Annotated in this window: 26 protein-coding genes; 10 read left to right on the top strand and 16 right to left on the bottom strand. The window is 35.7% G+C overall.

Going from position 1 to position 22,749, the window contains the following annotated elements; genetic code table 11:
* Positions 1-29 precede the first annotated feature (29 nt).
* Complete coding sequence (locus tag C8C84_RS16335) at positions 30-710, top strand: DUF6629 family protein (RefSeq protein ID WP_147406884.1); 681 nt, start codon at positions 30-32, stop codon at positions 708-710.
* Positions 711-801: 91 nt separating this feature from the next.
* Positions 802-2,880, top strand: a complete 2,079-nt coding sequence (locus C8C84_RS16330; RefSeq protein WP_121314752.1) for a PAS domain-containing sensor histidine kinase — start codon at positions 802-804, stop codon at positions 2,878-2,880.
* Between the two features lie 6 nt (positions 2,881-2,886).
* Here the strand turns inward: C8C84_RS16330 and C8C84_RS16325 are convergent, their stop codons facing one another.
* From C8C84_RS16325 to C8C84_RS16275, 11 genes are all read right to left on the bottom strand, one after another.
* Positions 2,887-3,279: a hypothetical protein gene (locus tag C8C84_RS16325; protein WP_121314750.1), complete on the bottom strand. Its 393-nt coding sequence runs from the start codon at positions 3,277-3,279 to the stop codon at positions 2,887-2,889.
* A 29-nt stretch (positions 3,280-3,308) separates the two neighbouring features.
* A complete protein-coding gene (locus tag C8C84_RS16320; RefSeq protein WP_121314749.1) occupies positions 3,309-4,367 on the bottom strand; it encodes an MlaD family protein in 1,059 nt (352 codons plus the stop codon).
* Between the two features lie 11 nt (positions 4,368-4,378).
* Positions 4,379-5,158 carry an ABC transporter ATP-binding protein gene (locus C8C84_RS16315; protein ID WP_121314747.1) on the bottom strand — a complete coding sequence of 260 codons (780 nt, stop codon included), beginning with the start codon at positions 5,156-5,158 and terminating at the stop codon, positions 4,379-4,381.
* Positions 5,159-5,164: 6 nt separating this feature from the next.
* Complete coding sequence (locus tag C8C84_RS16310) at positions 5,165-5,923, bottom strand: ABC transporter permease (protein ID WP_121314745.1); 759 nt, start codon at positions 5,921-5,923, stop codon at positions 5,165-5,167.
* Between the two features lie 21 nt (positions 5,924-5,944).
* Entirely contained in the window at positions 5,945-6,931 is a 987-nt protein-coding gene (locus C8C84_RS16305; protein WP_121314743.1) for a 2-hydroxyacid dehydrogenase, read from the bottom strand.
* 18 nt (positions 6,932-6,949) lie between these two features.
* The gene (locus C8C84_RS16300; protein ID WP_121314741.1) at positions 6,950-7,798 is read right to left on the bottom strand and encodes a universal stress protein; all 849 of its coding nucleotides are present in this window, start codon (positions 7,796-7,798) and stop codon (positions 6,950-6,952) included.
* 84 nt (positions 7,799-7,882) lie between these two features.
* On the bottom strand, positions 7,883-8,554 hold the full coding sequence (locus C8C84_RS16295) for a BON domain-containing protein (RefSeq protein WP_121314739.1): 672 nt from the start codon (positions 8,552-8,554) through the stop codon (positions 7,883-7,885).
* 31 nt (positions 8,555-8,585) lie between these two features.
* Positions 8,586-9,242 (bottom strand): BON domain-containing protein, encoded by a 657-nt coding sequence (locus tag C8C84_RS16290; RefSeq protein WP_121314738.1) that lies wholly within the window; start codon positions 9,240-9,242, stop codon positions 8,586-8,588.
* A 31-nt stretch (positions 9,243-9,273) separates the two neighbouring features.
* Positions 9,274-9,471, bottom strand: a complete 198-nt coding sequence (locus C8C84_RS16285; RefSeq protein WP_121314736.1) for a hypothetical protein — start codon at positions 9,469-9,471, stop codon at positions 9,274-9,276.
* 44 nt (positions 9,472-9,515) lie between these two features.
* Positions 9,516-10,133: a hypothetical protein gene (locus C8C84_RS16280; RefSeq protein WP_121314734.1), complete on the bottom strand. Its 618-nt coding sequence runs from the start codon at positions 10,131-10,133 to the stop codon at positions 9,516-9,518.
* 333 nt (positions 10,134-10,466) lie between these two features.
* The gene (locus C8C84_RS16275; protein WP_147406883.1) at positions 10,467-11,489 is read right to left on the bottom strand and encodes a hypothetical protein; all 1,023 of its coding nucleotides are present in this window, start codon (positions 11,487-11,489) and stop codon (positions 10,467-10,469) included.
* Between the two features lie 469 nt (positions 11,490-11,958).
* Between C8C84_RS16275 and C8C84_RS16270 the strand changes: the two genes are divergently transcribed.
* On the top strand, positions 11,959-12,801 hold the full coding sequence (locus C8C84_RS16270) for a hypothetical protein (RefSeq protein WP_121314730.1): 843 nt from the start codon (positions 11,959-11,961) through the stop codon (positions 12,799-12,801).
* A gap of 4 nt (positions 12,802-12,805) precedes the next feature.
* On the opposite strand, the gene C8C84_RS16265 is transcribed toward C8C84_RS16270, so the two are convergent.
* Together C8C84_RS16265 and C8C84_RS16260 are read right to left on the bottom strand one after the other, a co-directional pair.
* On the bottom strand, positions 12,806-13,150 hold the full coding sequence (locus C8C84_RS16265; protein WP_121314728.1) for a hypothetical protein: 345 nt from the start codon (positions 13,148-13,150) through the stop codon (positions 12,806-12,808).
* 50 nt (positions 13,151-13,200) lie between these two features.
* A complete protein-coding gene (locus C8C84_RS16260) occupies positions 13,201-14,112 on the bottom strand; it encodes a DUF6600 domain-containing protein (RefSeq protein ID WP_147406882.1) in 912 nt (303 codons plus the stop codon).
* Positions 14,113-14,977: 865 nt separating this feature from the next.
* On the opposite strand from C8C84_RS16260, the gene C8C84_RS16255 reads away from it, so the two are divergent.
* The 4 genes from C8C84_RS16255 (at position 14,978) to C8C84_RS16240 (ending at position 18,105) form a co-directional block, all read left to right on the top strand.
* The gene (locus C8C84_RS16255) at positions 14,978-16,471 is read left to right on the top strand and encodes a Fic family protein (RefSeq protein WP_158592590.1); all 1,494 of its coding nucleotides are present in this window, start codon (positions 14,978-14,980) and stop codon (positions 16,469-16,471) included.
* 384 nt (positions 16,472-16,855) lie between these two features.
* Positions 16,856-17,629 (top strand): hypothetical protein, encoded by a 774-nt coding sequence (locus tag C8C84_RS16250; protein ID WP_121314724.1) that lies wholly within the window; start codon positions 16,856-16,858, stop codon positions 17,627-17,629.
* Positions 17,602-17,799, top strand: a complete 198-nt coding sequence (locus C8C84_RS16245) for a hypothetical protein (protein WP_121314721.1) — start codon at positions 17,602-17,604, stop codon at positions 17,797-17,799. Before C8C84_RS16250 ends, C8C84_RS16245 begins: the two co-directional genes overlap by 28 nt.
* A gap of 15 nt (positions 17,800-17,814) precedes the next feature.
* On the top strand, positions 17,815-18,105 hold the full coding sequence (locus C8C84_RS16240) for a helix-turn-helix domain-containing protein (protein WP_121314720.1): 291 nt from the start codon (positions 17,815-17,817) through the stop codon (positions 18,103-18,105).
* A gap of 64 nt (positions 18,106-18,169) precedes the next feature.
* On the opposite strand, the gene C8C84_RS16235 is transcribed toward C8C84_RS16240, so the two are convergent.
* Positions 18,170-18,772: a LexA family transcriptional regulator gene (locus C8C84_RS16235; RefSeq protein ID WP_121314718.1), complete on the bottom strand. Its 603-nt coding sequence runs from the start codon at positions 18,770-18,772 to the stop codon at positions 18,170-18,172.
* A gap of 113 nt (positions 18,773-18,885) precedes the next feature.
* Between C8C84_RS16235 and C8C84_RS16230 the strand changes: the two genes are divergently transcribed.
* From C8C84_RS16230 to C8C84_RS16220, 3 genes are read left to right on the top strand one after another with little or no spacing between them, the layout of a single operon-like run.
* Positions 18,886-19,896 carry a CBASS cGAMP-activated phospholipase gene (locus tag C8C84_RS16230; protein ID WP_121314717.1) on the top strand — a complete coding sequence of 337 codons (1,011 nt, stop codon included), beginning with the start codon at positions 18,886-18,888 and terminating at the stop codon, positions 19,894-19,896.
* A gap of 3 nt (positions 19,897-19,899) precedes the next feature.
* Positions 19,900-20,838 (top strand): cyclic GMP-AMP synthase DncV-like nucleotidyltransferase, encoded by a 939-nt coding sequence (locus C8C84_RS16225; protein WP_121314715.1) that lies wholly within the window; start codon positions 19,900-19,902, stop codon positions 20,836-20,838.
* Positions 20,838-21,479, top strand: coding sequence for an SEC-C domain-containing protein (locus C8C84_RS16220; RefSeq protein WP_121314714.1), 642 nt, complete (start codon positions 20,838-20,840; stop codon positions 21,477-21,479). The genes C8C84_RS16225 and C8C84_RS16220 overlap by 1 nt, the downstream gene beginning before the upstream one ends.
* 47 nt (positions 21,480-21,526) lie before the next feature.
* On the opposite strand, the gene C8C84_RS16215 is transcribed toward C8C84_RS16220, so the two are convergent.
* Entirely contained in the window at positions 21,527-21,904 is a 378-nt protein-coding gene (locus C8C84_RS16215; RefSeq protein ID WP_121314712.1) for a mCpol domain-containing protein, read from the bottom strand.
* Positions 21,897-22,529, bottom strand: coding sequence for a hypothetical protein (locus tag C8C84_RS16210; RefSeq protein ID WP_121314710.1), 633 nt, complete (start codon positions 22,527-22,529; stop codon positions 21,897-21,899). The genes C8C84_RS16215 and C8C84_RS16210 overlap by 8 nt, the downstream gene beginning before the upstream one ends.
* Between the last annotated feature and the right edge of the window lie 220 nt (positions 22,530-22,749).

Raw genomic sequence — 22,749 nt, 5'->3', positions numbered from 1 at the left:
AAGGATTAATTAATTTTAATATAGAACTTATGTGTTTTTCAGCTACTGTCAGTTTTACTGCAGGTGCGGTACTTACCGTAATAGGGATTGCCTCTTTTAAAAAAGCAACCAAACCAAATGAGCGCCTTTTTGCCGTTATCCCTTTATTATTTGCGGTACAGCAATTTGCTGAAGGTTTTTTATGGATTACGCTATCCAATTCAAGCCATGCCCAACTCGAAAAAGTTTGTACAGCGGTTTTTATTATTATTGCTCAAATCGTTTGGCCCATTTGGGTGCCTTTGTCAATACAACAAATGGAGATTAATCGAACAGCAAGACAATTACTGTCTTATTTTACAGGACTGGGACTAATCGTTTCTTTGAGTTTGATGTGGTACTTTATAACTTATGGGGTTAAAGCAGAAATCGACGGTTATCATATCACTTATTTACAAACCTACCCCGATCTTTTTAAGGGGATAGGAGGTTATTTCTATGTGTTGGTAACCATTTTACCGCCTTTTTTTTCACATTTTAAAAGAATGTGGTTATTGGGATTGGCGATTTTGATTTCTTATTTGGTTACTAAAATGTATTATAACAATTATCTTATTTCTGTGTGGTGTTTTTTTGCGGCTGTAATCAGTACTGTTGTCTATTATGTTTTGTTCGAAGTAAAAAGTAAATCTCTGCGGTTATACCCTGATGTGGCTAATAAATTATTTTAAATGATAGGATGTCATTGGCAAAAAAAACTCAAAGAATCTCAATGTTTACGGATTGAAATAAAGTAATTTAAACTACTTTTAATAGTAATTTATGAAACAAGCAATGATTCATCAACAACCAATTGATTTCAAAGCCTTATTTGAAGGGGCGCCCGGATTATTTTTAGCACTTTCTCCCAACTTAACCCTATTGGCCATGAGTGATGCTTACACCGCAGCCAATCTTATCAGAAAAGAGGCAAAGGTAGGAGATAATTTTTTTGATGTTTTTCCCAATAATCCAAACGATAGAAAGTCCGGTATAGTGACCCAAATCAGAGCTTCGTTGGAGTATGTACTACAAAACAAGATCACACATATCATGCCGGTAATAAGGCTTGACGTTCAAAATACTGCAGGTGTTTTCGAAGAAAAATACTGGAATCCGATAAATAAACCTATTCTCAATAATGAAAATGAAATCCAATATATTTTTCACAGCATTAAAGAAGTAACCGAATTTGTTGAACTGGAAAAAATATATACTTCTGATAAGGATAAGCCTGCTACTTTAAATGAAAAGATAGACGCTTTAAAATCAGAGCTTTTCCATCGCTCCCAGAAAATAGAACAACTGAATCAAAAATTAGAGCAAACAATAATCAAGCAAAGCATTGAATCGGGCCATTTGGCCAAAGATATTTTAGATTATAAAGTGGCTTTAGATGCTGCCGATATAGTGGCTATAACCGATGAGAAAGGAACCATACAATATGCCAATGATAATTTCTGTAAAATTTCAAAATACACTAAAGAAGAATTAATAGGTCAAAACCATCGCATCGTTAATTCCGGCTATCATGAAAAATCCTTTTTTAATAATCTTTGGCAAACTATCGGTAGCGGCTCAATCTGGAAAGGGGAAATCAAAAATAAGGCAAAAGACGGAACTGTTTATTGGGTCGATACTACTATAGTGCCCTTTCTCAATGAAAAGGGAAAACCCTATAAATACCTGGCCATTCGCTCAGATATTACCGAGCGCAAACTAAGTGAGGAAGCCCTTAAACAAAGTGAAGAGCAATACAGGGATATTTTTTCGAATGCGTTGGTAGCGATATTAACTATGGATGTAGCGACCTCTAAAGTAACCGCTGTCAATAATGTCGGGGTCGAACTGTTTGGCTATGATTCCAAAGAAGATTTATTAAAAAACTTTAGTCCAATCAATCATTATGTACATCCAAATGAGTATGAGGATAATATGATTATCTTAATAGAGCATGGTGAACGGAGAAATATTCAACACATGAAAAGAAAAGACGGAAGTTTGTTTTGGACCAGCATTTTTGTCAAAGTAAACGAGGCCAAAACAACAACCCAAACCATCTTGTTAGATGTGACTTCTCAAATTGCCTTTCAGGAAGAACTGGAGACCAAAGTGGCCCAACGTACGTTTGAACTTACCGAATCGCTCGCAAGAGAAAAAGAATTGAATGAAATGAAATCCAATTTTTTGGGGATTGCTTCGCATGAGTTTAGAACTCCTTTGGGAACTATTTTGTCCAGTACCTCCTTGTTGAAAAAATACACTGAAAGCAATCAACAAGAACTGGTTACAAAACATTTAGACAGAATTTCGGGTTTGGTTAACCACCTTAATGCTATATTAAATGACTTCTTAACCTTGGAAAAACTGAGAAAAGGGTTTATTGATTTTGAAGTAAATGAATTTAATTTACCCGATTTTATAACTGAAACCATTAGCGAAATAGAAGCTTTAGCCAAACTGAATGACCAAAGTATTCACTATTCGCATACCGGCGAATCCTATATCAACCAGTCGTCTAAAATACTTAAAAATATTTTGTTGAATCTATTGTCAAATGCCAGCAAATACTCTGAACATGGAAAAGAAATTCAAATTGAATCCCAAGTAAATGAAAGTACGGTAACCATAAGTATTCAGGATCATGGAATTGGCATCCCGTTTAAAGACCAAAAGAAACTGTTTTCAGAGTTTTATCGCGCCAGTAATGCCAAAAATATTCAGGGTACCGGTTTAGGATTGGCCATTGTAAAGAATTATATTGCCTTATTGGAAGGTTCCATAAGTTTCAACAGCCGGGAAAGAAAAGGAACGGTTTTTACCCTTTCCTTTCCCAGATATCTTTCAGAAACTTTATGGTAGTGTAGCCTATTTATACATCGGACTGGCAAAATGCTCGTGTATGACTTTATTCCTTTGTTTTAACGTCATTTTTCCGGTCTCTTTTAAATAGGTTTTGATTTTAAAGAAATGATGGTCTTCAGACAATAGATTAAACAATTCTGCTTTGGCATTGGTAGGGCCAAAAAGCAATACTTTATCATACTGTAAAATAATTGAGGCTATTTTTTTAAAATAGTCGGTTTTGCATTGTCTTGCCAGTGAGTGCAGATGCTTTTCTCCTTTTTCTTTTTCTTTGGATTTAAGTTTGGATTCAAATGTGGATTCTATAACGGCAATCTCTTTCGGTTGTTCCGAAAATGACATAACATGTGCCGAGGTATAATCCATCCAAATTCCGATTTTTTTTGTTACATTCATGGTTTTTAGGTTTTAGTGATTGTGTATATTTATTCATTTTGCTTTTTGGCTTCTTTTTTCTTTTTATTAAAATAGCCTCTTAATAAAAAATTACTCTTAGCGGCTTCCTCGAGCTCCTTTAATTCTTGAACCCTCTTTTCAAGGTTAATTAAGGTGGAATCGACCGATTTTCCCAGTTTTGGATTGTTAATGAGTTTTGATAAAACGTTTTCATCATTGTTGATTTTTGAAGTGAATTTCACTAAATCAGCCGAACTGCTTTCCAGGTTGTAAAGCGTTTTCTCCAAAGCCAGTGCTATAGTGTCATTGGAAAGCATTTGGGAAAGGATATTGTTTTTGTCGTTTAATTGGGCCGTAAAAAGAGCAATGTCATTGGAACTGTTTTGCAGAGCAGAAAGGCTGTTCTCTATACGGTTGGCCCATTCTTTATCCGTAAAAATTTTAGAGGCAATGCCATTTTTATTATTCAAGGTAGGAGCAAATTGAGCAATTTCTTTGGCGCTGATTTGAAGATTGGTTATGGTATTGTCAATTCTTACAGCAAAATCTTTGTTGGTCATTATTTTAGCCAACAGCCCATTTTTATCATTCATTTTATTACTGAATTCGATAAGTTTATCCGTAATTATTTTGGTATTATCAGCACTTTTTTTAACACTGGAAAGGATGTCTTCTATTTCAATTGTTTTGAAAGAAGCAATGATATCATTGTTTTTTACCGGCGTATTGGAACTATTGCCTGGTGAAATAATAAGTACTTTATCACCAACCAACCCATCTGATCCGATACTGGCAATAGCATCGGTTTTGATGTATTGCTGAACATCTTTCCTGATTAGCAATTTCACTAGTACCAACGAATCTGAAATAAAAACAATCTTGTTAACGGTACCAATGTTAATTCCGGAAAGCCGCACATTGCTGCCTTGTTTCAGACCGCTGACATTTTTAAATTCGGAACGCAATACGAAGTTGGAACCAAATAAGTTTCTATTAATACCAATAAAATAGATAGCCACTACAAACAGCAGTATGCCCATGGAAAAAAAAGCGCCTAATTTCCAATTGTTTGATGTTTCGTTGCTCATGATTATTATAATTATTTCTCAAAAAATGATTTTACCCAATCGTCTGCATTATTTTCAATATCACTAAAACTGCCCTCGGCTTTGATGATACCGTCTTTTAAAACAATAATTCTGTCACCGGTATATTTGGCGCAGGTTAAATCGTGTGTGATAATGATAGAAGTGGCATTATAGTTTTGTTTGATATTGCGAATCAATTCAATGATTTCACGAGCGGTTATCGTATCTAAACCTGCCGTTGGCTCATCATAAATTATAATTTCCGGCTTGATGATTAAAGCCCTGGCCAAACCTATTCTTTTTCGCATACCACCCGATAATTCGGCAGGCATTTTATCTATGGCTTCTGCCAGACCAACATTGTTCAATGCCTCCAGTATAGCCGATTCTACCTCAGGCTCGCTAAGTTTTTTATTGTTGTGCTGTAAAGTAAAAGCCAAATTCTGCTTAACAGTCATGGAGTCATATAAGGCTCCGTTTTGAAATAGAAAGCCTATTTTCAATCGGATTTGATTAAGGGCTTGCTCATCAAGCTTTGTGATATCTTTCCCCATAACGGTTATTACTCCTTTATCAACCTTGGTTAAGCCAACCAAACATTTAACAGCAACCGATTTCCCTGAACCTGATCTACCCAATATGACCAGATTTTCTCCTTTATGAACTGAAAAATTAATACCATTCAAGACTTTGTTGTCGCCATAAAATTTATAAACATCTTTAAATGTTATTAAAGGATTGCCTGTAGCCCAGTTATTCGATTTGTCGGAGATGTTCTCAGTAGTTTCCATGATAAATCAAAAAAGCAAATCAGTTATTTGCACTGCTATCATATCAATAATGAAGATGCTAAGTGAGGCGGAAACCACGGCAGAATTGGCTGCTTTTCCCACGCTCGCAGTTCCGCTTGCAGCATTAAATCCCTCATAACAACCAATAATCCCGATAAAAAAACCAAAAAAGAAAGTTTTTATGGTGGCGGGTATAAGATCTACATATTCCAAAGATTCAAACACCTGAGAAAAATACCGAACGATATTAACTTCGCCGTGCATGTTTACACCTATATAGCCTCCCATAATCCCAATCAAATCAGCATACATCACCAAAATGGGTATCATTAAAGTAGTAGCAGTTGTTCGAGTAACTACCAAGTATCTGTATGGGTTGATAGCAGAAACTTCCATGGCATCAATCTGCTCGGTCACTTTCATCGAACCCAATTCAGCTCCAATACCCGAGGATATTCTGCCGGCACAAATCAATGCGGTTATTACCGGAGCAATCTCTCTGATTAGAGAAAGGGAAACCATTCCGGGTATCCAAGACTCTGCACCAAACTTGGCCATGGCTGGCCGTGATTGTATCGTCAGCACCAAACCCATAATAAAACCGGTTATGGTTACCAAGGGTAAAGATTTGTAGCCAATGGTGTAACATTGGCGTATAAACTCCCTGAACTCAAACCCCGATTTAAAAATTTCTTTAAAATAGCGGGAAGAGAAAGCGGCAATATTGCCTACGAGACTAAAACTGTTTTTAAAATAGAGGGCCAAGATGTTAGGTTTATACTTTTGTTATATTTCGTTAGTGCTGGACTTTCCTTTTTCCCATTGGTTAAGGTTGTAAAAGGTAGTTGTCGCTATATCAGTCAAAGCCTCCTGGGTCAGGAACGCTTGATGACCGGTGATGATAACATTTTGATTGTTGCGTAGCTTATCAAAAAGTTGATCAATAATAATTGTATTGAGATGATTCCTGAAAAAAATGCCTTTTTCATTTTCATAAACATCTAAACCGGCTCCGGCTATGGTTTTGTTGTCTAAAGCGGCCAATAAATCAATGGTGTTAACAATACTGCCTCGAGCCGTATTGATTAGTAAAACACCTTTTTTCATTTGAGCAAAAAGTACCTTGTTGAACATATACCTTGTTTCCGGTGTCAACGGACAATGAATCGAAACCACATCCGCTTGCTGGCAAACTTCCTCCAATGTGGTATAGACCAAACCGGTTTTTAAGGCTAATCCTTTGTTTTCAATAGGGTCGTAACCTAATAAACGACAGCCAAAACCACTCATTATTTTGGCAAATGCACCACCAATTTTACCAACACCTACAATTCCGATTGTTTTTTGGTACATGTCAAAACCGATAAGTTCATCGAGTGAAAAATCATTGCGCTTCATTAATTTTTGACCAACCATAAGTTTTCGGTTTAAGGCTAATAGTAGTGCTACTGCGTGTTCCGCTGTAGAATACGGAGAATAGTTGGGGACATTTGCAACTTTAATACCCAATTGCTTAGCTTTTAACAAATCAACATGATCAAAGCCTACTGATCGCAAAGCAATAAACCGAATACCATGATAATACAAGTCGTCTAGCACATCCGCAGACAAATCATCCGAGGTGAATGCGATGATGGCTTTACATCCATTGGCCAGTTTTGCAGTATCAGCCTCTAAGGCAAAAGCCGAAAAGATAAGTTCGTGGTTATCATTGGCTGCCTTTTGCAAAAAAGGTTTTTCAAAGCGATGCGTACTGTAAACAAATATTTTCATGGCTGGAAATGGGTTGGTTTATAGTCTGATTTTTCGGTATACTAATAACGGTACTTTAGTAGTGAATGAAAACTCGGCCGACTTGCTGGAAAGCAGCAAACGGTCAAACCATTTTCTGTTTTGTTTCGTAAAAAGTACTACCAGTGAAGGCTTAAATAAAGCAATGGCTCTTTTCAGATGATCTTGTAAAGGATAAATGGCATCTAATTTTTTATAGTGAAACTTGATGTTTTTGGTTTCATATTTTTGAGCTATAGCCGTTAATTTATCCTGATTTTCATGTAAGCCTATTTCATAATCAAAATGAAGTACCTTAACGGAGGCTCTTAACGATGTGGCTAATGCCAGCACTTTTTTTATTTCAACTTCAGGGTTTTCCATATCAGAGGCATAGCATAAATCAGTTAGAGGTTTTAATCGGTAATTTTTTGGAATGACAAAAACAGGAATAGGAGAATCAGTAATTAAGTGTTGGGCAACAGTGCCAAATAGTTTAGCCATTACACCCGTCCCTCTTGCTCCGGTGCAAATAAAATCAATCTTGTGTTTTTGAGCATATGAAATAATCTGGTCTGCAATATCATTCCCTGATTGACAAACACAAGTGTATTTTACCCCCGATGGTAATTTAGAATTATAAACCTCTTTAATTAATTTGACCAAATGGTTTTTACTCCGCTGCAATTCTTCCTCCTGAAATTGAATGTAATAAGTATAATCCCAGGTAGCATCTGAAGTAGGAGCTAGGAGACCCACCAGATGGAAAAAAATTATTTCTGCTTTAGACTGCGAGGCCATTTGAATGGCAAAACGTATAGTTTTTCTCGAATTAGCCGAGAAATCTACGGCTACTAATATTTTGTTCATAGTGTGCGATTTTTTATTTTACAATGGCATTGATAGATTAATCCAATAATCCTTTATTCAATTTGCCTAATTAGTATATTAGATTTAGGATACCGATTGAGGGAGTAGTTGGTGAACTGCCAATAGATTGTTCACAGTCCATACCCCTGGAGAATTCCATGCAATTCTTTCGGCTTCCTCTTTTTGAAAGTAGGCACTTACTGTCCCTGTCAATGTAACGACACTACCTGTAACTGCTACCTCAATAGCTTTATCATAAAGCGATGAATTTCTATGGATGGCACTTTCTATGGCTTGTTTTTCTATTTTGTCAAAATCGGCTGATTTGATTTGGATAGAATTGATGACCCCTTTTACACCGGGAATGGTTTCTACTGCTTTTTTTGCGGAATGTTTTTGATAGTTCCACTCCACAACCCCTTGCAGGTAAACCCATCCTTGGCTGACAATTATTTTAAGCTTGTCGTCTGGAACCGAAACACTCCATTTGAGAGCTTCTAAGGCCTCTGCTGCAATATCTTCATCTGTTCGGATGGAATGATTATAGTCAATCTCAATTTTTTCGACTACTGCTTTTACACCGGTTACTTTTTTTGCTGCATTTTCAGCTTCTAATTTTTTTACATAATTATCAACGGTTCCGGTTAGGGTAACAATCCCGTCTTTTACAGTAACACCAATTTCTGCTGCCTCCAGTAATGGTTCCAAAGCTATGGCTTCCTGTACATTTTTTTGTAATACTTCATTTGTTTTCATAATACGAGTATTTAAATTTTTTGATTTTATTTTAAAAGGAATCTACCCCGATTTCATTGTCAACAGACCAAACACCCGGCGTTTTCCAAGCTATTCGTTCTGCTTCTTCTTTTTCAAAGAAAGAAGCGACCAAACCGGAGAGTTTCACATCATTATTGTTAACCGATACTTCTATATGGTCATGCTCTAAAGCGGCATTGTTATGTATTGCTTTTTCAATAGCAGTTTTCTTTATCGCATCATTGCGATTTGTGCGTGTCATGATATTATTAGTTACGCCACGTACTCCCATCAAATCAATAACTGCATTTTTGGCTGCCTCTTTTTGATAGTTCCAGTTGACATTGCCTTCCAGCGTTACCCATCCTTTTTCTACTTTTAGTTTGATTTTTTCGTCAGGAATAGAAAAATCAGATTTGAAAACATTTAATATCTTTTCAGCAATATAGTTATCATTAATGCTTTTAGAATCGGGAGTTTTTATTTCAATTTTTTCAACTATGGCCTTGACACCGCTCACTTTTTTGGCGGCATTCTCAGCTTCGCTTTTTTTATAATAATTGTCAACGGTACCGGTTAAGGTTACGATACCGTTTTTGGCAATGACACCAATTTCGGCAGCACGCAACTGTGGTTCCCATTTAAGCGCATCTTGTACGTCTTTTTGTAAATTTTCATCAGATTTCATAATGGTATGTTTTTTAGGATATACAAATGTGTTACTCTAGAATGTTATGGACTTGAAGAGCATTGTTTAAAAATTCATCTTCAAATACAATTTTTACATTCTTTGGCCAATTTTTGGTCATAAGTGGATGGTCTTTAACCATGGTGCTTTTCTTAGCCCTAGGTTTTGAAGTTGTTTTTTTGCCATTTTTATGAAATGACTTACCCTTTAGTTTTTTTAGAATGGTCATCGTTTTAGGTTTTAGAGGTTAACAGTATTTGTTTTTAGAGGTTATTATTTTTTCTCGATAAACCCTTCTTCCAACATCTTTTTATGGATAGCATGGGCAATTTCATCGGTTAGTTTTTCAACTCCGGCAGGGTCATAAGTCTCAGTGATGCCCGACCATATTATTTGGTCATCCGGAATAGAATAAATCACCGTTTCAATAATAAACTTCTTGGTAATGGTATAGTAACCCGGAGTGCTGTAATAGCTCCAACTTCTGTAATAATAGTGGCTGTAATTGCGATAGTACATCGGATACATATAATGTTGTTCGGGGGTATACACTTTTTCTTTTTCCACATCTATCAATCGCATAGTAATGGCCGCGTCAAAACCTTCATCTTTAATTTTATTTCGGAGTGCCTCTTCATTTTTTGGGTTGAAGTTTTCTCCCAAATAACTGTACGAGGTAATGCCTTTTCCATGAAGGTATTTTACCATTTCATCTTCGGCACGGCGGCGATTGGTTTCATTTCGCAATAAGGCAACGACAAGTACTTTTTTCCAATCGCCGGCATGAATTTGTTTATCAGGATCCCGCCAACTGCTGGTAATTTGGGTAGAACTGCAGGAAGTTGTGAGTACAATAAGAAAGGCAAACAGGATGTAATATTTATTTTTCATAATGTTGATATTGAGTACAGAGTTATTTACTGCCCATCATGCACAAATACACTCAAGCAGTATTTCTATTTCAAAGTTCCAAAAACAGTCAGTAAAGGAGAATGATATAAATCACAGTGAAGTATGATACTGGTCAGTCTTTATAGACTGCAATTATACTGACGGGTCAAAATAGCGGTGGATTTTGTTTTCTCTGTAGAAAACTTTTGTAGCGTATTGACTTAAACGTTGTTCAATTAGAAAGAAGGTTGCCTAAAAGTAACTTAAATGTGGTGAAAACAATTTTGACTTAGTATTGTAATCATTGGTACTTTAATAATAAGACAGTAGGGTTTATTGGTATTGAATATAGATAGGCTTTGGACTAAACAACAATAGCTCTTCAGGGGTATACAACCGCTGTTTGTCTCGGGTGTCATTTTTAAAAAACAATTTGAAACCGGTAAACTGAACGGGTTCCCGGTAAATGGCTATTCGGTAGGATGATCGCTTTAGGGCTTTGTTGCCAAAACCGTCCATATTCATAACGATTTGCACCTCAGGGCAGGGTTTTATATTTTGATAGTCAGTAACCATAGCTTTGGTAAAACGATGTATTACAAGTATTTTTGGAGGTAAGTTATTTTCTTTCACAAGATGAGCAAGAATAGAAATGGCCTCATTAATTGTATGTGAAGACAAAGTGCCAATTTTAGTACCTGGAATTTCCCCTTCTTTCATCGCAAATTCAGGATCAATGGCCAAATGCACATTCGGAAGTTTTAAGTATTTGGTTAAAGTATTCACTTCTTCTTTTACAGAACTCTGACCTACCTGTACATCTAAAAAAACAATACCATTAATAGAGTTAGCCCAAGCTACAATAGTGTCAATTTGCTTAAAAGGCATTCTAAGTCTATACTTATTGTTTTTTCCGGGTTGGCGTTGTGCGGTAATGGCAATATAATGTAATGCAGGAACGGTTGGCAAGGTAGAATCAGCCAACTTCCATTGCTCGGTCATTTCCAAAAGCTTATTAAGCATTTGATTTTTGGGGAGTTCGCCAAGTATCCCCATCCTTTTACAATACAAATTACCATAAAAGGCTACCACTCTTTTATAAGGAAGTACAGCACCCGGCAATGGATAGGGTGTTTTATTTTTCCGATTTTCAAAAGTTCCGTTATTATTCAATGCCCACATTCTCTGGTCATAATCGGCGGTATCAATAATGCTGCCGACTGTTTCAAGAGGAGTAATGATTTTTTTGGGACTGATTTCTGTTTGTGCTTTTTGTTTTTGCTGACATCCCACAGTACAAACCGAAAGTATTTCTAACAGTAATAAACAAAAAATAAGGCTGTAGGAGTTCTTCATTTTCTTTTGATAAACGATTGACAATTAATCATGTTATCTTTTTAATCTGGATATTGGTTGCCAATAGTCCAGACTGAATTGGTATAACATTGACAGTCTAAAAAACAAAAGTCCCGATAGTGAGACCGGGACTTCTGCATGATGCTTGTGAGAAACGATAATTCATTTCTGGTTACTGAATTGCGCCCCTAAAGAGCGGCAGCAATGGCGACTGCAAAAACTATACTTCATTTCCGGCAAAAACGTTCTGTTTTTCCTTCTGGAACCCCAGCTGTACAATTGCCTCTGACAAGCACCTATCTATAATGACCTTGACCATGTTCTTGATACTATCTAATGAACTTATTTCTTTACCAAAGGTAGGATGGTTTTCTGTGAACAATGATGACAGTGGTCACAGCAGGATATGATAGTAATCAGGATTTTATTGGGATAGGCTTCTTATTTTTGTAGCATAAAGGAATTTTATATGCAAAAAACAACGATTTTTATTGTAGAGTTATTGCTTTCCATTAGTATAGTCATTACTGGTTGTGTCAGTTTACTACACCATGATTTCTATAAACTGGAGACAAAAAATTGGCAGGTGCAGGCTATGGGTCAGGATTTGATTAATATATTGGTCATTGTTCCTTCCCTGTTATGTACGGCTTGGTTTTCATTAAAAGATAAGGCTTGGGCAAGCTTAGTCAAACCCGGAATTTTCCTTTATCTTGCTTATACCTTTACTATCTACTGTTTTGATATTCATTTCAATCAGTTGTTTCTTTCCTATTGTTTAATATTGGGTTTATCCTTTTACCTGCTGGTTTATTATATAGTCAGTCATTGGCATTTGATTTGGCAAAGTAGCGGTAAGACACTGGCCTCAAAAACAACAGCTATTTATTTTCTCATTATGGCCGTACTGTTTTACGCACTTTGGCTTTCAGAGATAATTCCCGCTTTAAGTAAAGGCAATTTACCACAAAGTCTTGCGAAGACCGGACTCTTTACCAATGGTATCCAGGTTATTGATTTGGCACTTTTTTTACCGGGTGTTTTTATCACAGGCGTCCTGCTTCTCAAAAAGTCTCGTCTTGGTATACTCTTTGCGCCGGTAATACTTACGTTCTTTATTTTGATGGATATTACCATTGCTGTCCTCACTGCTGTTTTATACCTTAAAGGAATTGAAAGTGATTTATCAGTGATGGTAATGATGGGACTGCTCGATGTTTTCAGCTTCGCACTCTTGGTTTGGTTTCTCAGTGAAAATAGACCACAACAATACCGTACTGCACAAGAAACAGAAAATCAGACTGCAGCATAGCAGATTAATTTTGATGCAATTGCCATAAATTATGGGCAACAGTATAAGTTACCACTGCTATAACAAGATTTACTAAAGTACCTGATTTGGTTTCTTTCCAGCGGGTTATGATGTCCAATTGAGATATGGTAATAGCCGGAACTGCCACCGTCCACCAATAATCATTATCATAGTGAAGCAGGCCTGCTGTACAAAAAAAGAGCAAAGAAGCGGTAAGCCATAAAATCCCCAACCCTTTCGAAGCAGTTTCTCTGGCCTTAGGAGTTGGTTCACCAAAAAAACTTCGTATAAACGCCGGCAAATGTAGTAATCCGTGAGCTATAAGGAATGTCTCGAATAGTAATTTCATAAAAAGGTATAGTATTTCAAGTAGTTAATTCCGTTAATCCTAAATCCGTTTTAACGTCGTTTTGTACTTCGCTCTTGTGGAAGACTTTTGATATTGTTGCGTTGCGTTTTGCGTTGTATATCTGGAATTGTAGGGGTAGTGCTGTTTTGTCTTGGCATATCGGCACTTCTGTAAACCGATGGGATTGGTTTAGCGGAACGGCGTTGTTGCATTTCCGGAGTTTCAATAGAAGGGCTATAGACACGCATTCCGGTAGAAGTGGCTCGGTTGGGTATGCTCTTGCTGGTCTCTATCGGTATAGGAGTAATAGTGGTTCTGGTCTCCCTTTGTACTTCTTCAAAAGCAGGTCCGGTAGCATAATACAAATGGTGGGTTGAGGTGGTTTGAAAATTTCGGAGGGTATTTATTCTGGTTCCGGGTCTGACACCATCACCACGAATTGTGTTGTGATGTAAATGCGTATGGGTAAGATAAGGACGTGGGCACAGATTCCAATAAAAAGGAGGAGGTGACCAGCTATCATATATAATAGTTACATCAATACCGGGCATTAAAGGAGCCCAGCAATAATAATCGGCTGCACTGCCCCAAACAACCCAGGCCGGAGACCACTCATAACCGGGTATCCAAAGCCAGCCAAAACGATTATCATAATACCAACGCCCATAGTGAAACGTTGCCCAACCCCAACTGTATCCTGAGACCCAAGCCCAGCCTGCTGTGGTTGCCTGCCAATGACCATTGGTGAGGTAGGGACTAAAATCTCCCCTAATGTTGGGATTCCAAACAGCTCCATAACCGGGATACTCAATCCAGGTACCATAAGGCGAAAGGTGGTCATAAAAAACCTGATAGGTAAGTGGCTCTTCACCGTCGGTTTGTACAACGCTGCTGCAACTGCAAAAAAGGAGTAGACCTCCGAAGATCCATCCCATATTTTTTAAGACAAAAGGTATTTTCATGTTTTGACGATTTTCGGATTATTATAGGAAATGTTTAAATATGTTGATGATGATGGTGCATGATATCCCTTATAGGACTGATGCTTGTTTTTTTTTAAAGCTGGCCACTAAAGGGATAAGTTAGAAAAACAAAAGTCCCGATGGTGAAACCGGGACTTCTGCATGATGCTTGTTGGAAACTATAATTTATCTCTTAGCGTAAAATTGTAGTTCGCTTGAGAACAACAAATACTACTGCGAAACTATACTTCATTTCCGGCATAAACTTTCTATTTTTCCTTTTGGAACCTTAGCTGTACAAACTACCTGTGACAAACATCAAACCTTGATGGCTATTGCCGTATTTTAGTTTTTATTTATGAACTTAAATCTTTACCAAAGATAGAACTGATTTCCCGGGATAAAGATGATGCCCATCACGGGTTGAGATGATGTTCATCAGTAAAAAGACCCTTATACTTATAAAAAAACAGTGGTACACTTAGAAATAGGATTTATTTAATAACCGCTATAGTTTTCATTTTATCTTTTTACAAAGATATTTTTATTATCTGTTAGCAAAGATATGAGTCACGCAGTGAACGTGTTATTGTACCAATAACTGTGACAGTAATTTTTTTAGGAGCGTTGGCAAGGAGTGGCAATTGGAATGTAAAATAACCGGCTTAAACTGAACGAAAAGAAATGTTCTTAGATTAACAATTTATTCGTTTTACTACTTTATGTGTTTAAAATATCAATTTTACTAAACAAATATCCTTTTTACTGCAGTTTTTCGAAAGATATTTATTTTAATAATTGTTTTACATAAATGCAAGGCTTTTTTATTACATTTACTGCATCAATATCATTTTTACCGCATCTTATGGCAATACAAACAGCAGGAAGCCTTTGGCTGGCAGCACATTTTGGACTCAGTAATTATCGTATAACCCATCGTTCCTATATTGGAACAAGGGATAAAATTGAGCTGGCTCATGATAGTAGTACTGAGCAAACCTATGGTCCCAAGTATGCTCCTAAAAATGATACTGTGACAGGTCATATAGAATTTATGCTGAAATATGACGATTTGAATCTTGATCTTTTAGCGGCAGTATTCGACAGATTGGAAGAACAGGAACTTCTACATTATATTTCCGAAAGCCCAAGCGGACGTTATGCAAGAAGGATAGGTTATTTATATGAATGGTTAACCAATAGAAAATTAAACATCACCCATGAGGTCAGTGGCAATTATACTGATTTGCTTGACACCGACCGATATGTTACCGGTAATGTAATAAAAAATGCCCGCTGGCGGATTAATGACAATTTATTGGGCGTTCCGGAGTTTTGCCCGATAATCCGAAAAACGCAAGCTTTAGATGCGCTACTTGCAAAAGACATTAGGAGTGAAATTGAAGGGCTTAAAAATGATTATTCTCCTGAAATATTTCAACGTGCCACCCAATATTTATACCGTAAGGAAACTCGATCATCTTACGAGATTGAAAGCGAAAAACCATCGCCTGACCGTGTAGACCGGTTTATCAATATACTCTATCAAGCAGGGAAGCAGCCTTTTTCGGAGGTAATGGCTGAACAGAATTTAACCACGCTGCAAAATGCTATTGTAGACCCACGATATGCTCAACCTGGTTTTCGAGATTTTCAAAATTATATTGGGCAAACCAATTATCGAGGCGAAGAAATTTATCATTATGTATGTCCACCTCCACTTATGGTTGATTCTATGATGAAAGGACTTACTGCAACAGAAGCAAAAACCTTAGGAACTCCGGCAGTTGCTCGTGCTGCAATAATTGCCTTTGGGTTCGTTTTTATACACCCCTTTTTAGATGGGAACGGACGCATCCACCGTTTTTTGATTCACGATATGCTTACCCGGGATGGTTTGGCTGAGCAAGGCGTTATCATTCCTGTTTCTGCGCATATGTTGCAAAATATGGCTGAGTATGATACTGTGCTTGAGGATTATTCTAAACCTCTGATGCAGCGTGTTCGTTTTACGATTTCGACAAAAGGTGATTTGAGTATAGACAATGCAAATGATGTCAGCGCTTATTTTAAATATCCAGACCTGACTTTGCAAAGTGAATACCTCGCTAATACGATATTCTCGACCATTCAACATGACCTACTTGAAGAGTTGTTTTTCCTGGAACGCTATGACGAACTAAAAAAGGAACTCCAACAATTGATAGATATGCCTGATAAGAGACTAAGCGATGTTATTATGTACCTTCATCAAAATAAAGGTGTTTTTCCTAATCGGAGAAAAAAATATTTTGAGGAAATTACTGCTGCAGAATTTGAAGCGATGGAAGCTATTTATTTAGAACTATTTTCCCGATAATGACTTTTCAAGAAACTCTTTTGGCTGGGTTGATTTGGTTAGCATAATTTATGTATTGGCTAATATGCGGCGATAAACGCCGTTGATTTGAAAAAATTTAAACTGGGCATCTTTAGATATCGTTTGATTTTCTTGAGAAGTTGTACCTCTACTTATTGTTTATATCGCAAATCGCGATATGCACTATGTGTTCACTTTTTTTGTTTGTTCACGGAACGTGAACAGTTTTTTTATTAAAGTTTAACTGAATAAGACATATTGGAGTTTAACACAATCGCTTTCAAAATGAGAACTCTACATCTAAAAGAAAATAAAAATTAAAAAATTACAAGTTTTACTTGTAATTTTAAATAAATAGTATATCTTTGCTTAAAATTATGATATATGAGCTGGTTTAGTTTTAATTCAAAAGAAAGAGAATATAATATTTCCATAAGGAGTATTGCAAAGGAATTTGGGATTAGTATTTCTGTTATTCAAGCACTACTGAGAGATGCCGGATATAATCCGTTGCTTTTGGAATTTACAAGGTTAAACAATAAGCATCTTGAAGTAATTCTTTTAGCTTATGCACACTCCATAAAATCTTTATATAAAGAGGCTTCTAACAACTATAGTAAGTATACTTTAAAGGAGCAGGAAGAGTTAAGGGATTTTTTCGGGAAGTTTGTTCGAAAAAGTTTCTTTTTGCCAGAAGTTGAAATTCGAATTAATGATAGAATTTTACCGGCAAGGAATGGGAAAATTTATAAGTCTGATTTGGATAATGAATTAATTAGCGATTATTTTTTCAAAAGAATCAAACATCTTGAAATTGAACAAGAAATTGAAAGTTACCAGTTTGACACTTATCTCGATATACACGACTTATTTGCAAGTGCTGTAACTGTAGATCTTCCAAGACCTTCATTTATTTATCGTTTGTTAAAGTGGAGAACTAAAGTTAGACAGACATTCACCGATATAAAATCACGAATATTCACCACTATAATTACGGGTCATTACTATATATTTTCTGCTGAGGAAGATTCAGCTACCGCTTTGTTACCATCGATTACACGATGCTTCTCAGCGGTACAAAAAACACTGGGAGAAGCTTTGAACAATATTAATTCAAACAAATCTCCAAAATGGAAAATAACATACATACCCTTATAGAAAGGATAAAAGAATCTGACTTATCAGAAAGTGACAAAAAAGTATTAATAGAAAAACTGGACAGAGCGACACCCGATATCCCCGGGTTTGTAAGCAGCCTAATTATGGTTTTAAAAATCAGTAATGAAGTGCTTAAGCTTTTTGATATCAATTTTTGGGATGATTTTTAACATAAATAGAATTTTATGGAAATAGGAACTGCAATCAAATCGCTGCGAAAACAAAAGGGAATGGGACAAAAGGAATTGGCAGACTTGTGTGAGATAAGTGTAAATGCTCTAAGTCAAATAGAACTTAATGCTTCCTTTCCTCAAAAAAACACTATTCGGAAGATATGTGACGCCTTTAACATCCCTATGGCTTATTTGTTATTATTTGCAATGAGTGATGAAGATGTAGCAGAGGATAAGAAAACTACTTTTAATGTGTTGAATGATGCTCTAAAAAAGGTGTTATTAGATGAAGTAAAAGAGTAAAAGATTTACTGTAAAAGAAAAAGGCCGCTTTAGGTGGTCTTTTTTTTGGCTCTTGTAGATTGATTTAGTCATAATGTAGTATGTTTTTTACTATCCCTTCAATTCTTAAATCTTCTATTTCAACTAAACGTGGAATATATTTTTCATGATTGAAAGAATATAAAACGAAACCATTATCTGTTTTTCTTATTTGTTTAATCATAACTTCGTCATGATAACTACATATCACAATGTCATTGTTTTCTGCGAAGTTTTGTTTCTTTCCAATAACTATGTCGCCACTATGAATCTTTGGTTGCATTGAGTCACCACGTGCCTCGACAATAAATGCTTCAGATGAGGAAAATTTTAATAAACTTGATGCTATGGGGATTCTATCAATTACGTTATCCTCTATCATTAGACCATTAGGTCCGCATTGAGCAATACCATACTTATTTATATATACTACCAGTTTTTCTCCTGAATCTATAATGGTATAATCTTTGGGGTTGTTTGGATTACGTTTTAAATACCCTTTTTTTTCAAGCTGAACTAGATGATGATGGATAACACCTGGAGATTGTTCTCCGACTAAAGTGGCAAGTTCACGTATAGTTAGTGGGTCATCGATATTTGATTTTAATATATCGAGTAGTTTTTCCTGAGTTTTATGAATTTTCTTCATTAAAATATTTATTAACAAAAAATAGAACTTATCAACCGTTCTAGTTTTTGTCTGTTTTTTGTTCGGACATTTACCAAAAATAATTAAAAATTGTATATCAGAAGCATCAAGGTATGAAAAATTATTTTAAAATATTATCTATCGATGGAGGGGGAATCAGAGGACTGATTCCTGCTAAGGTGCTTGCGGAATTAGAAGAAGAACTTAAGAAAAAAAATCCTGACAAAAAATTATACGAGCATTTCGATTTGATTTGTGGTACTTCAACAGGAAGTATACTTGCTATTGCAATTGCTCTGGGAATACCTTCAACGGAACTGGTTCGTTTTTATAATGAATATGCTGTTGAAATTTTTCCGAAATGGTATCTTAAGATAGTGCCTCGTAGTGGAAGAGCAATAATTACATCTATATATAGTAATAAAAAACTACGAAAAAGACTTGAAGAAGCATATAAAGCTGCTAATGGAGGCGAAGTTCCACTTTTAAACGACCTGAAAACAAACATATGCATACCAACATTTAATGGAAATACAGGTGAGATAAATATCCTCAAGACAAAACATCACGACGATTATTTCCGGGATTACAAAATACCTGCGCATGAGGCAGCGCTTTCCAGTTCATCAGCCCCAATTTATTTTCCGCCTCACACTTTCAGTTATTCTAATGAGTTTGGAAAAGGTACTAATGTAAACATGATTGATGGTGGAATTTTTGCCAATAATCCTGCCCTCATTGGAGTTCTTGAAGCTACCGAAAAGATGAATAAAGATTTTTCGGAAATAAAGGTATTGTCATTAGGTACCGGGAAAGGAAAACATATTATTAAAAAAAGTTGGAAAGAGAAAGATATGTGGTACTGGCTATTTCCAAAGCCAAGATTACTGGATATCATTTTGGACAGCCAGGCACAGATTACAGAACAATATTTATTATTCCTCGAGCGTGTTATAGCAAAAGACAAGGAAGGCTTTAAATATCTCAGGATACAGCATGAATTTGGAAGTGATACAATAGATTTAAATGCTTCGAGCAAAAAAGATTTACAAAGACTTGAAGCAGTTGGCGAAGAGCTGGCAAAGAAGAATTTAAAAGAAATTATTAACTTTTTAAAAGATTAAATTATGGCAGATTGCAATAACTTATTTCAAGAATATAATGGAAAAATCTCCATCAGTTCTACAAAAAGGAATAAAATGACAACATCAAAAACTAACCTGCGAGACAGGATAGTTAAATATTTTAAAGACAACCATCCTGCATATAAACCAAAATTTTATATCCAAGGTTCTGATAAAATGAAAACCGGAATACGGACTAAGGACGACATATGTGACCTTGACGACGGAGTTTATTTTTTCAGAGAACCTGATGTAACTGCGACAACACTTCAAGGTTGGGTTTGGGATGCAGTTAATGGCTATACCTCAACAACTCCGGAACATCGTAAAAAATGTATTCGGAATATTTTTGCAGGGGATTATGAAATAGATCATCCGGTTTATTATAAAATTGACGGACAGGAATATAAACTTGCGGTTAAAAATAATGGTTGGGAAGACAGCGATCCTAAAGCGGTTGTGGATTGGTTTAATAAGAATAAGGATAGCGAAGGAAAAATAATTAAAGCAGTGAAGTATTTGAAAGCTTGGTGTGATTTTAAAAGACATAGAATGCCTAACGGGCTTGCTATGACTATTCTGGCAATAAATGCTAAAAAGAATATTGTCCTAAATGACCGTGACGATATTTTATTGACTGATATTTTGCGTGAGATAAAAAAGGAAATGGATAGAAAATTTGAATGTATTGTACCAGCGGTTCCAAATGATGACTTATTTGGTGATTATGAGGAGGCTCGTGAGAAGAATTTCAAATCCAATCTTAAAGACTTCTTAGATGATGCTGAAGCGGCTTTGAAAGAAGAAAACCAGTTAAAAGCCAGCCGTTTGTGGCAAAAGCATTTAGGTGATAGATTTCCTGATGGGGAAGATAAGAACTCGTCTGTTAATCGTTCTGCCGCCGCAGTTGGTGCCGCAGGTTCTAGTCCGTGGGCTATGTAATGGAAGGATATAAAATTTTTGAAGAAGAGTCGGCTTTGGTAATTAAAGAATTTTCGAAGCTGACTCTTTTATTTGACAACAATATTCCTTTTTTACGCGGGATGTTTGATTTAATTGGCCAAGACGGAAGTCTTGAGGATAGTTATGAAATAGAAATTAGAGCAGGAATTAATTATCCAAATGAGTTTCCGGAATTATTTGAGATTGGTGGGAAAATCCCAAAAAATATTGACTGGCATATCTATGCTGAAGGGAACTGCTGTATATGTAGTCCACCAGAAGAAAAGATTATTTGTTATGATGGAATAGATTTAATAAAGTTTATTAAATCACAAGTACAGCCCTATCTGTTTAACCAAACTTTCAGAAGGAAAAATGGTTACTTCCTTAAAGAGCGGTCACATGGTGCGTTAGGTTGGATTGAATTTTTTTATGAAATACTTAAAACAAAGAATATAAGCAATATCATAATGGCTTTAAATATGGTTATGAGTAAACAAGAACCTGACAGAACAGCATTATGTTTTTGCGGAAGCAAAAAGAAATACAGGCATTGCCATCGAGACGCTTTCCGAGAATTAGCCAAATTAGAAGAAGCAGGGCTCAATTATTATATTACAGAATTAAAGAATTACATATAAACGACATCCTCCAGTCAATCAAGCTTTAATGTCTAAAAGGACTATCTCTAAAGGGAATGCCTATTTAAGATGATTCTGTTTTTTCCTGAGATCTTTGCAATATTCAAATTAGTTAAGGCATCAATAATTGAGATTCCAACTCCAATGCTTAAAGTAATATTCGTTTTCATAAAAAATTCTTGTCTAAGGTTTTCCAGTTTCTGTATATTAAAAAATTCTTCATTGGTTTCAAATAAAATATCATCAGAGCCAATGAGTAAAACTTTACCCTTTGAAATTTGATTCATGTTATCTATTAACCACTTTATATTGATTTTTATAGAATCACTAATTTTTTGAGCTGTTTCAGGGTCGTCGTTATATAACGCAAATTCAATTTTGTCGCCAACATTGTCGCAATCTATTCTAATATAAATATTATGCATTTTTTATTTTTTGAGCATTGCTAAAAGAATCAACGTGATTCTCACTTATTTGTTTGACGGAAACTGTTCCTTGTGTTTTGGTATTACTCCAATATTTACCTTCTAATTTTTTTTCGTCATTACCAATTATCAATCTTAATTCAGTTGCTCCTTCTCTCAAATGTTCATCATTATTTTGGGTTGAATCTTTTTTATAGAGGTAAGCCACATTCTTTAAACCTTTATCCTCGTTCAAAGCGAACGTTTCGGCATAAGATATTCCAACAAAATCCTTAGTGAAGGTTGTAAAATGAACTCTGATAAAGCTTTGTCGTATGACGATGTAAAATTCAATCGGTGGAACTTTATCTCCATTTTCATTAATATAGTCAGAAATTATAAATCCTGCCCAAGTACCATTGATATTCGGGCGATAAAACATCCAACTAGAGATTTTCCATTTCCATCCTTCAGTAAAATAGTATGTCCAAAAAAACGTTGTTACTGTAATACCAAAACTAACTGCCCTAGCAATACTTGATAATTCTAATTTTAAAGCTAATACAAATAAATATAAGACAGCAATGATTGCCGCTAACGCTATTGATATAAATACGATATTTTTTAATTCTTCTTTTTTTAGCATAGTTCTCAAGGAAATTATTTTAGCTTTGCAAACTGACTTATTTTGTTACCTTTTTAGAAATCTTTCCGTTAATAATATTTCCCCGTTTTAACAGCCCTCTAAATTCAACTACTCAATTGTTCTTAAAAGTTGTACCGTTTTGCGATAGCATTTGATTTTGATGTGATTTCCATTATCTCATTAATTTATACACCATTATTTTGGTTAACGATTAATCATG

It is taken from the genome of Flavobacterium sp. 102 (assembly GCF_003634615.1).
Lineage (GTDB): Bacteria > Bacteroidota > Bacteroidia > Flavobacteriales > Flavobacteriaceae > Flavobacterium.
Note: the sequence above shows the minus strand (reverse complement) of the source record. Positions and strands in the feature narration are given on the sequence as shown.

Excerpts from the sequence above, each read along its gene's own strand:
- C8C84_RS16335 (WP_147406884.1), top strand. The coding sequence starts at position 30 with ATGTGTTTTTCAGCTACTGTCAGTTTTACTGCAGGTGCGGTACTTACC.
- C8C84_RS16330 (WP_121314752.1), top strand. The coding sequence starts at position 802 with ATGAAACAAGCAATGATTCATCAACAACCAATTGATTTCAAAGCCTTA.
- C8C84_RS16325 (WP_121314750.1), bottom strand. The coding sequence starts at position 3,279 with ATGAATGTAACAAAAAAAATCGGAATTTGGATGGATTATACCTCGGCA.
- C8C84_RS16320 (WP_121314749.1), bottom strand. The coding sequence starts at position 4,367 with ATGAGCAACGAAACATCAAACAATTGGAAATTAGGCGCTTTTTTTTCC.
- C8C84_RS16315 (WP_121314747.1), bottom strand. The coding sequence starts at position 5,158 with ATGGAAACTACTGAGAACATCTCCGACAAATCGAATAACTGGGCTACA.
- C8C84_RS16305 (WP_121314743.1), bottom strand. The coding sequence starts at position 6,931 with ATGAAAATATTTGTTTACAGTACGCATCGCTTTGAAAAACCTTTTTTG.
- C8C84_RS16300 (WP_121314741.1), bottom strand. The coding sequence starts at position 7,798 with ATGAACAAAATATTAGTAGCCGTAGATTTCTCGGCTAATTCGAGAAAA.
- C8C84_RS16295 (WP_121314739.1), bottom strand. The coding sequence starts at position 8,554 with ATGAAAACAAATGAAGTATTACAAAAAAATGTACAGGAAGCCATAGCT.
- C8C84_RS16290 (WP_121314738.1), bottom strand. The coding sequence starts at position 9,242 with ATGAAATCTGATGAAAATTTACAAAAAGACGTACAAGATGCGCTTAAA.
- C8C84_RS16285 (WP_121314736.1), bottom strand. The coding sequence starts at position 9,471 with ATGACCATTCTAAAAAAACTAAAGGGTAAGTCATTTCATAAAAATGGC.
- C8C84_RS16280 (WP_121314734.1), bottom strand. The coding sequence starts at position 10,133 with ATGAAAAATAAATATTACATCCTGTTTGCCTTTCTTATTGTACTCACA.
- C8C84_RS16275 (WP_147406883.1), bottom strand. The coding sequence starts at position 11,489 with ATGAAGAACTCCTACAGCCTTATTTTTTGTTTATTACTGTTAGAAATA.
- C8C84_RS16270 (WP_121314730.1), top strand. The coding sequence starts at position 11,959 with ATGCAAAAAACAACGATTTTTATTGTAGAGTTATTGCTTTCCATTAGT.
- C8C84_RS16265 (WP_121314728.1), bottom strand. The coding sequence starts at position 13,150 with ATGAAATTACTATTCGAGACATTCCTTATAGCTCACGGATTACTACAT.
- C8C84_RS16260 (WP_147406882.1), bottom strand. The coding sequence starts at position 14,112 with ATGAAAATACCTTTTGTCTTAAAAAATATGGGATGGATCTTCGGAGGT.
- C8C84_RS16255 (WP_158592590.1), top strand. The coding sequence starts at position 14,978 with ATGGCAATACAAACAGCAGGAAGCCTTTGGCTGGCAGCACATTTTGGA.
- C8C84_RS16250 (WP_121314724.1), top strand. The coding sequence starts at position 16,856 with ATGAGCTGGTTTAGTTTTAATTCAAAAGAAAGAGAATATAATATTTCC.
- C8C84_RS16245 (WP_121314721.1), top strand. The coding sequence starts at position 17,602 with ATGGAAAATAACATACATACCCTTATAGAAAGGATAAAAGAATCTGAC.
- C8C84_RS16240 (WP_121314720.1), top strand. The coding sequence starts at position 17,815 with ATGGAAATAGGAACTGCAATCAAATCGCTGCGAAAACAAAAGGGAATG.
- C8C84_RS16235 (WP_121314718.1), bottom strand. The coding sequence starts at position 18,772 with ATGAAGAAAATTCATAAAACTCAGGAAAAACTACTCGATATATTAAAA.
- C8C84_RS16230 (WP_121314717.1), top strand. The coding sequence starts at position 18,886 with ATGAAAAATTATTTTAAAATATTATCTATCGATGGAGGGGGAATCAGA.
- C8C84_RS16225 (WP_121314715.1), top strand. The coding sequence starts at position 19,900 with ATGGCAGATTGCAATAACTTATTTCAAGAATATAATGGAAAAATCTCC.
- C8C84_RS16220 (WP_121314714.1), top strand. The coding sequence starts at position 20,838 with ATGGAAGGATATAAAATTTTTGAAGAAGAGTCGGCTTTGGTAATTAAA.
- C8C84_RS16215 (WP_121314712.1), bottom strand. The coding sequence starts at position 21,904 with ATGCATAATATTTATATTAGAATAGATTGCGACAATGTTGGCGACAAA.
- C8C84_RS16210 (WP_121314710.1), bottom strand. The coding sequence starts at position 22,529 with ATGCTAAAAAAAGAAGAATTAAAAAATATCGTATTTATATCAATAGCG.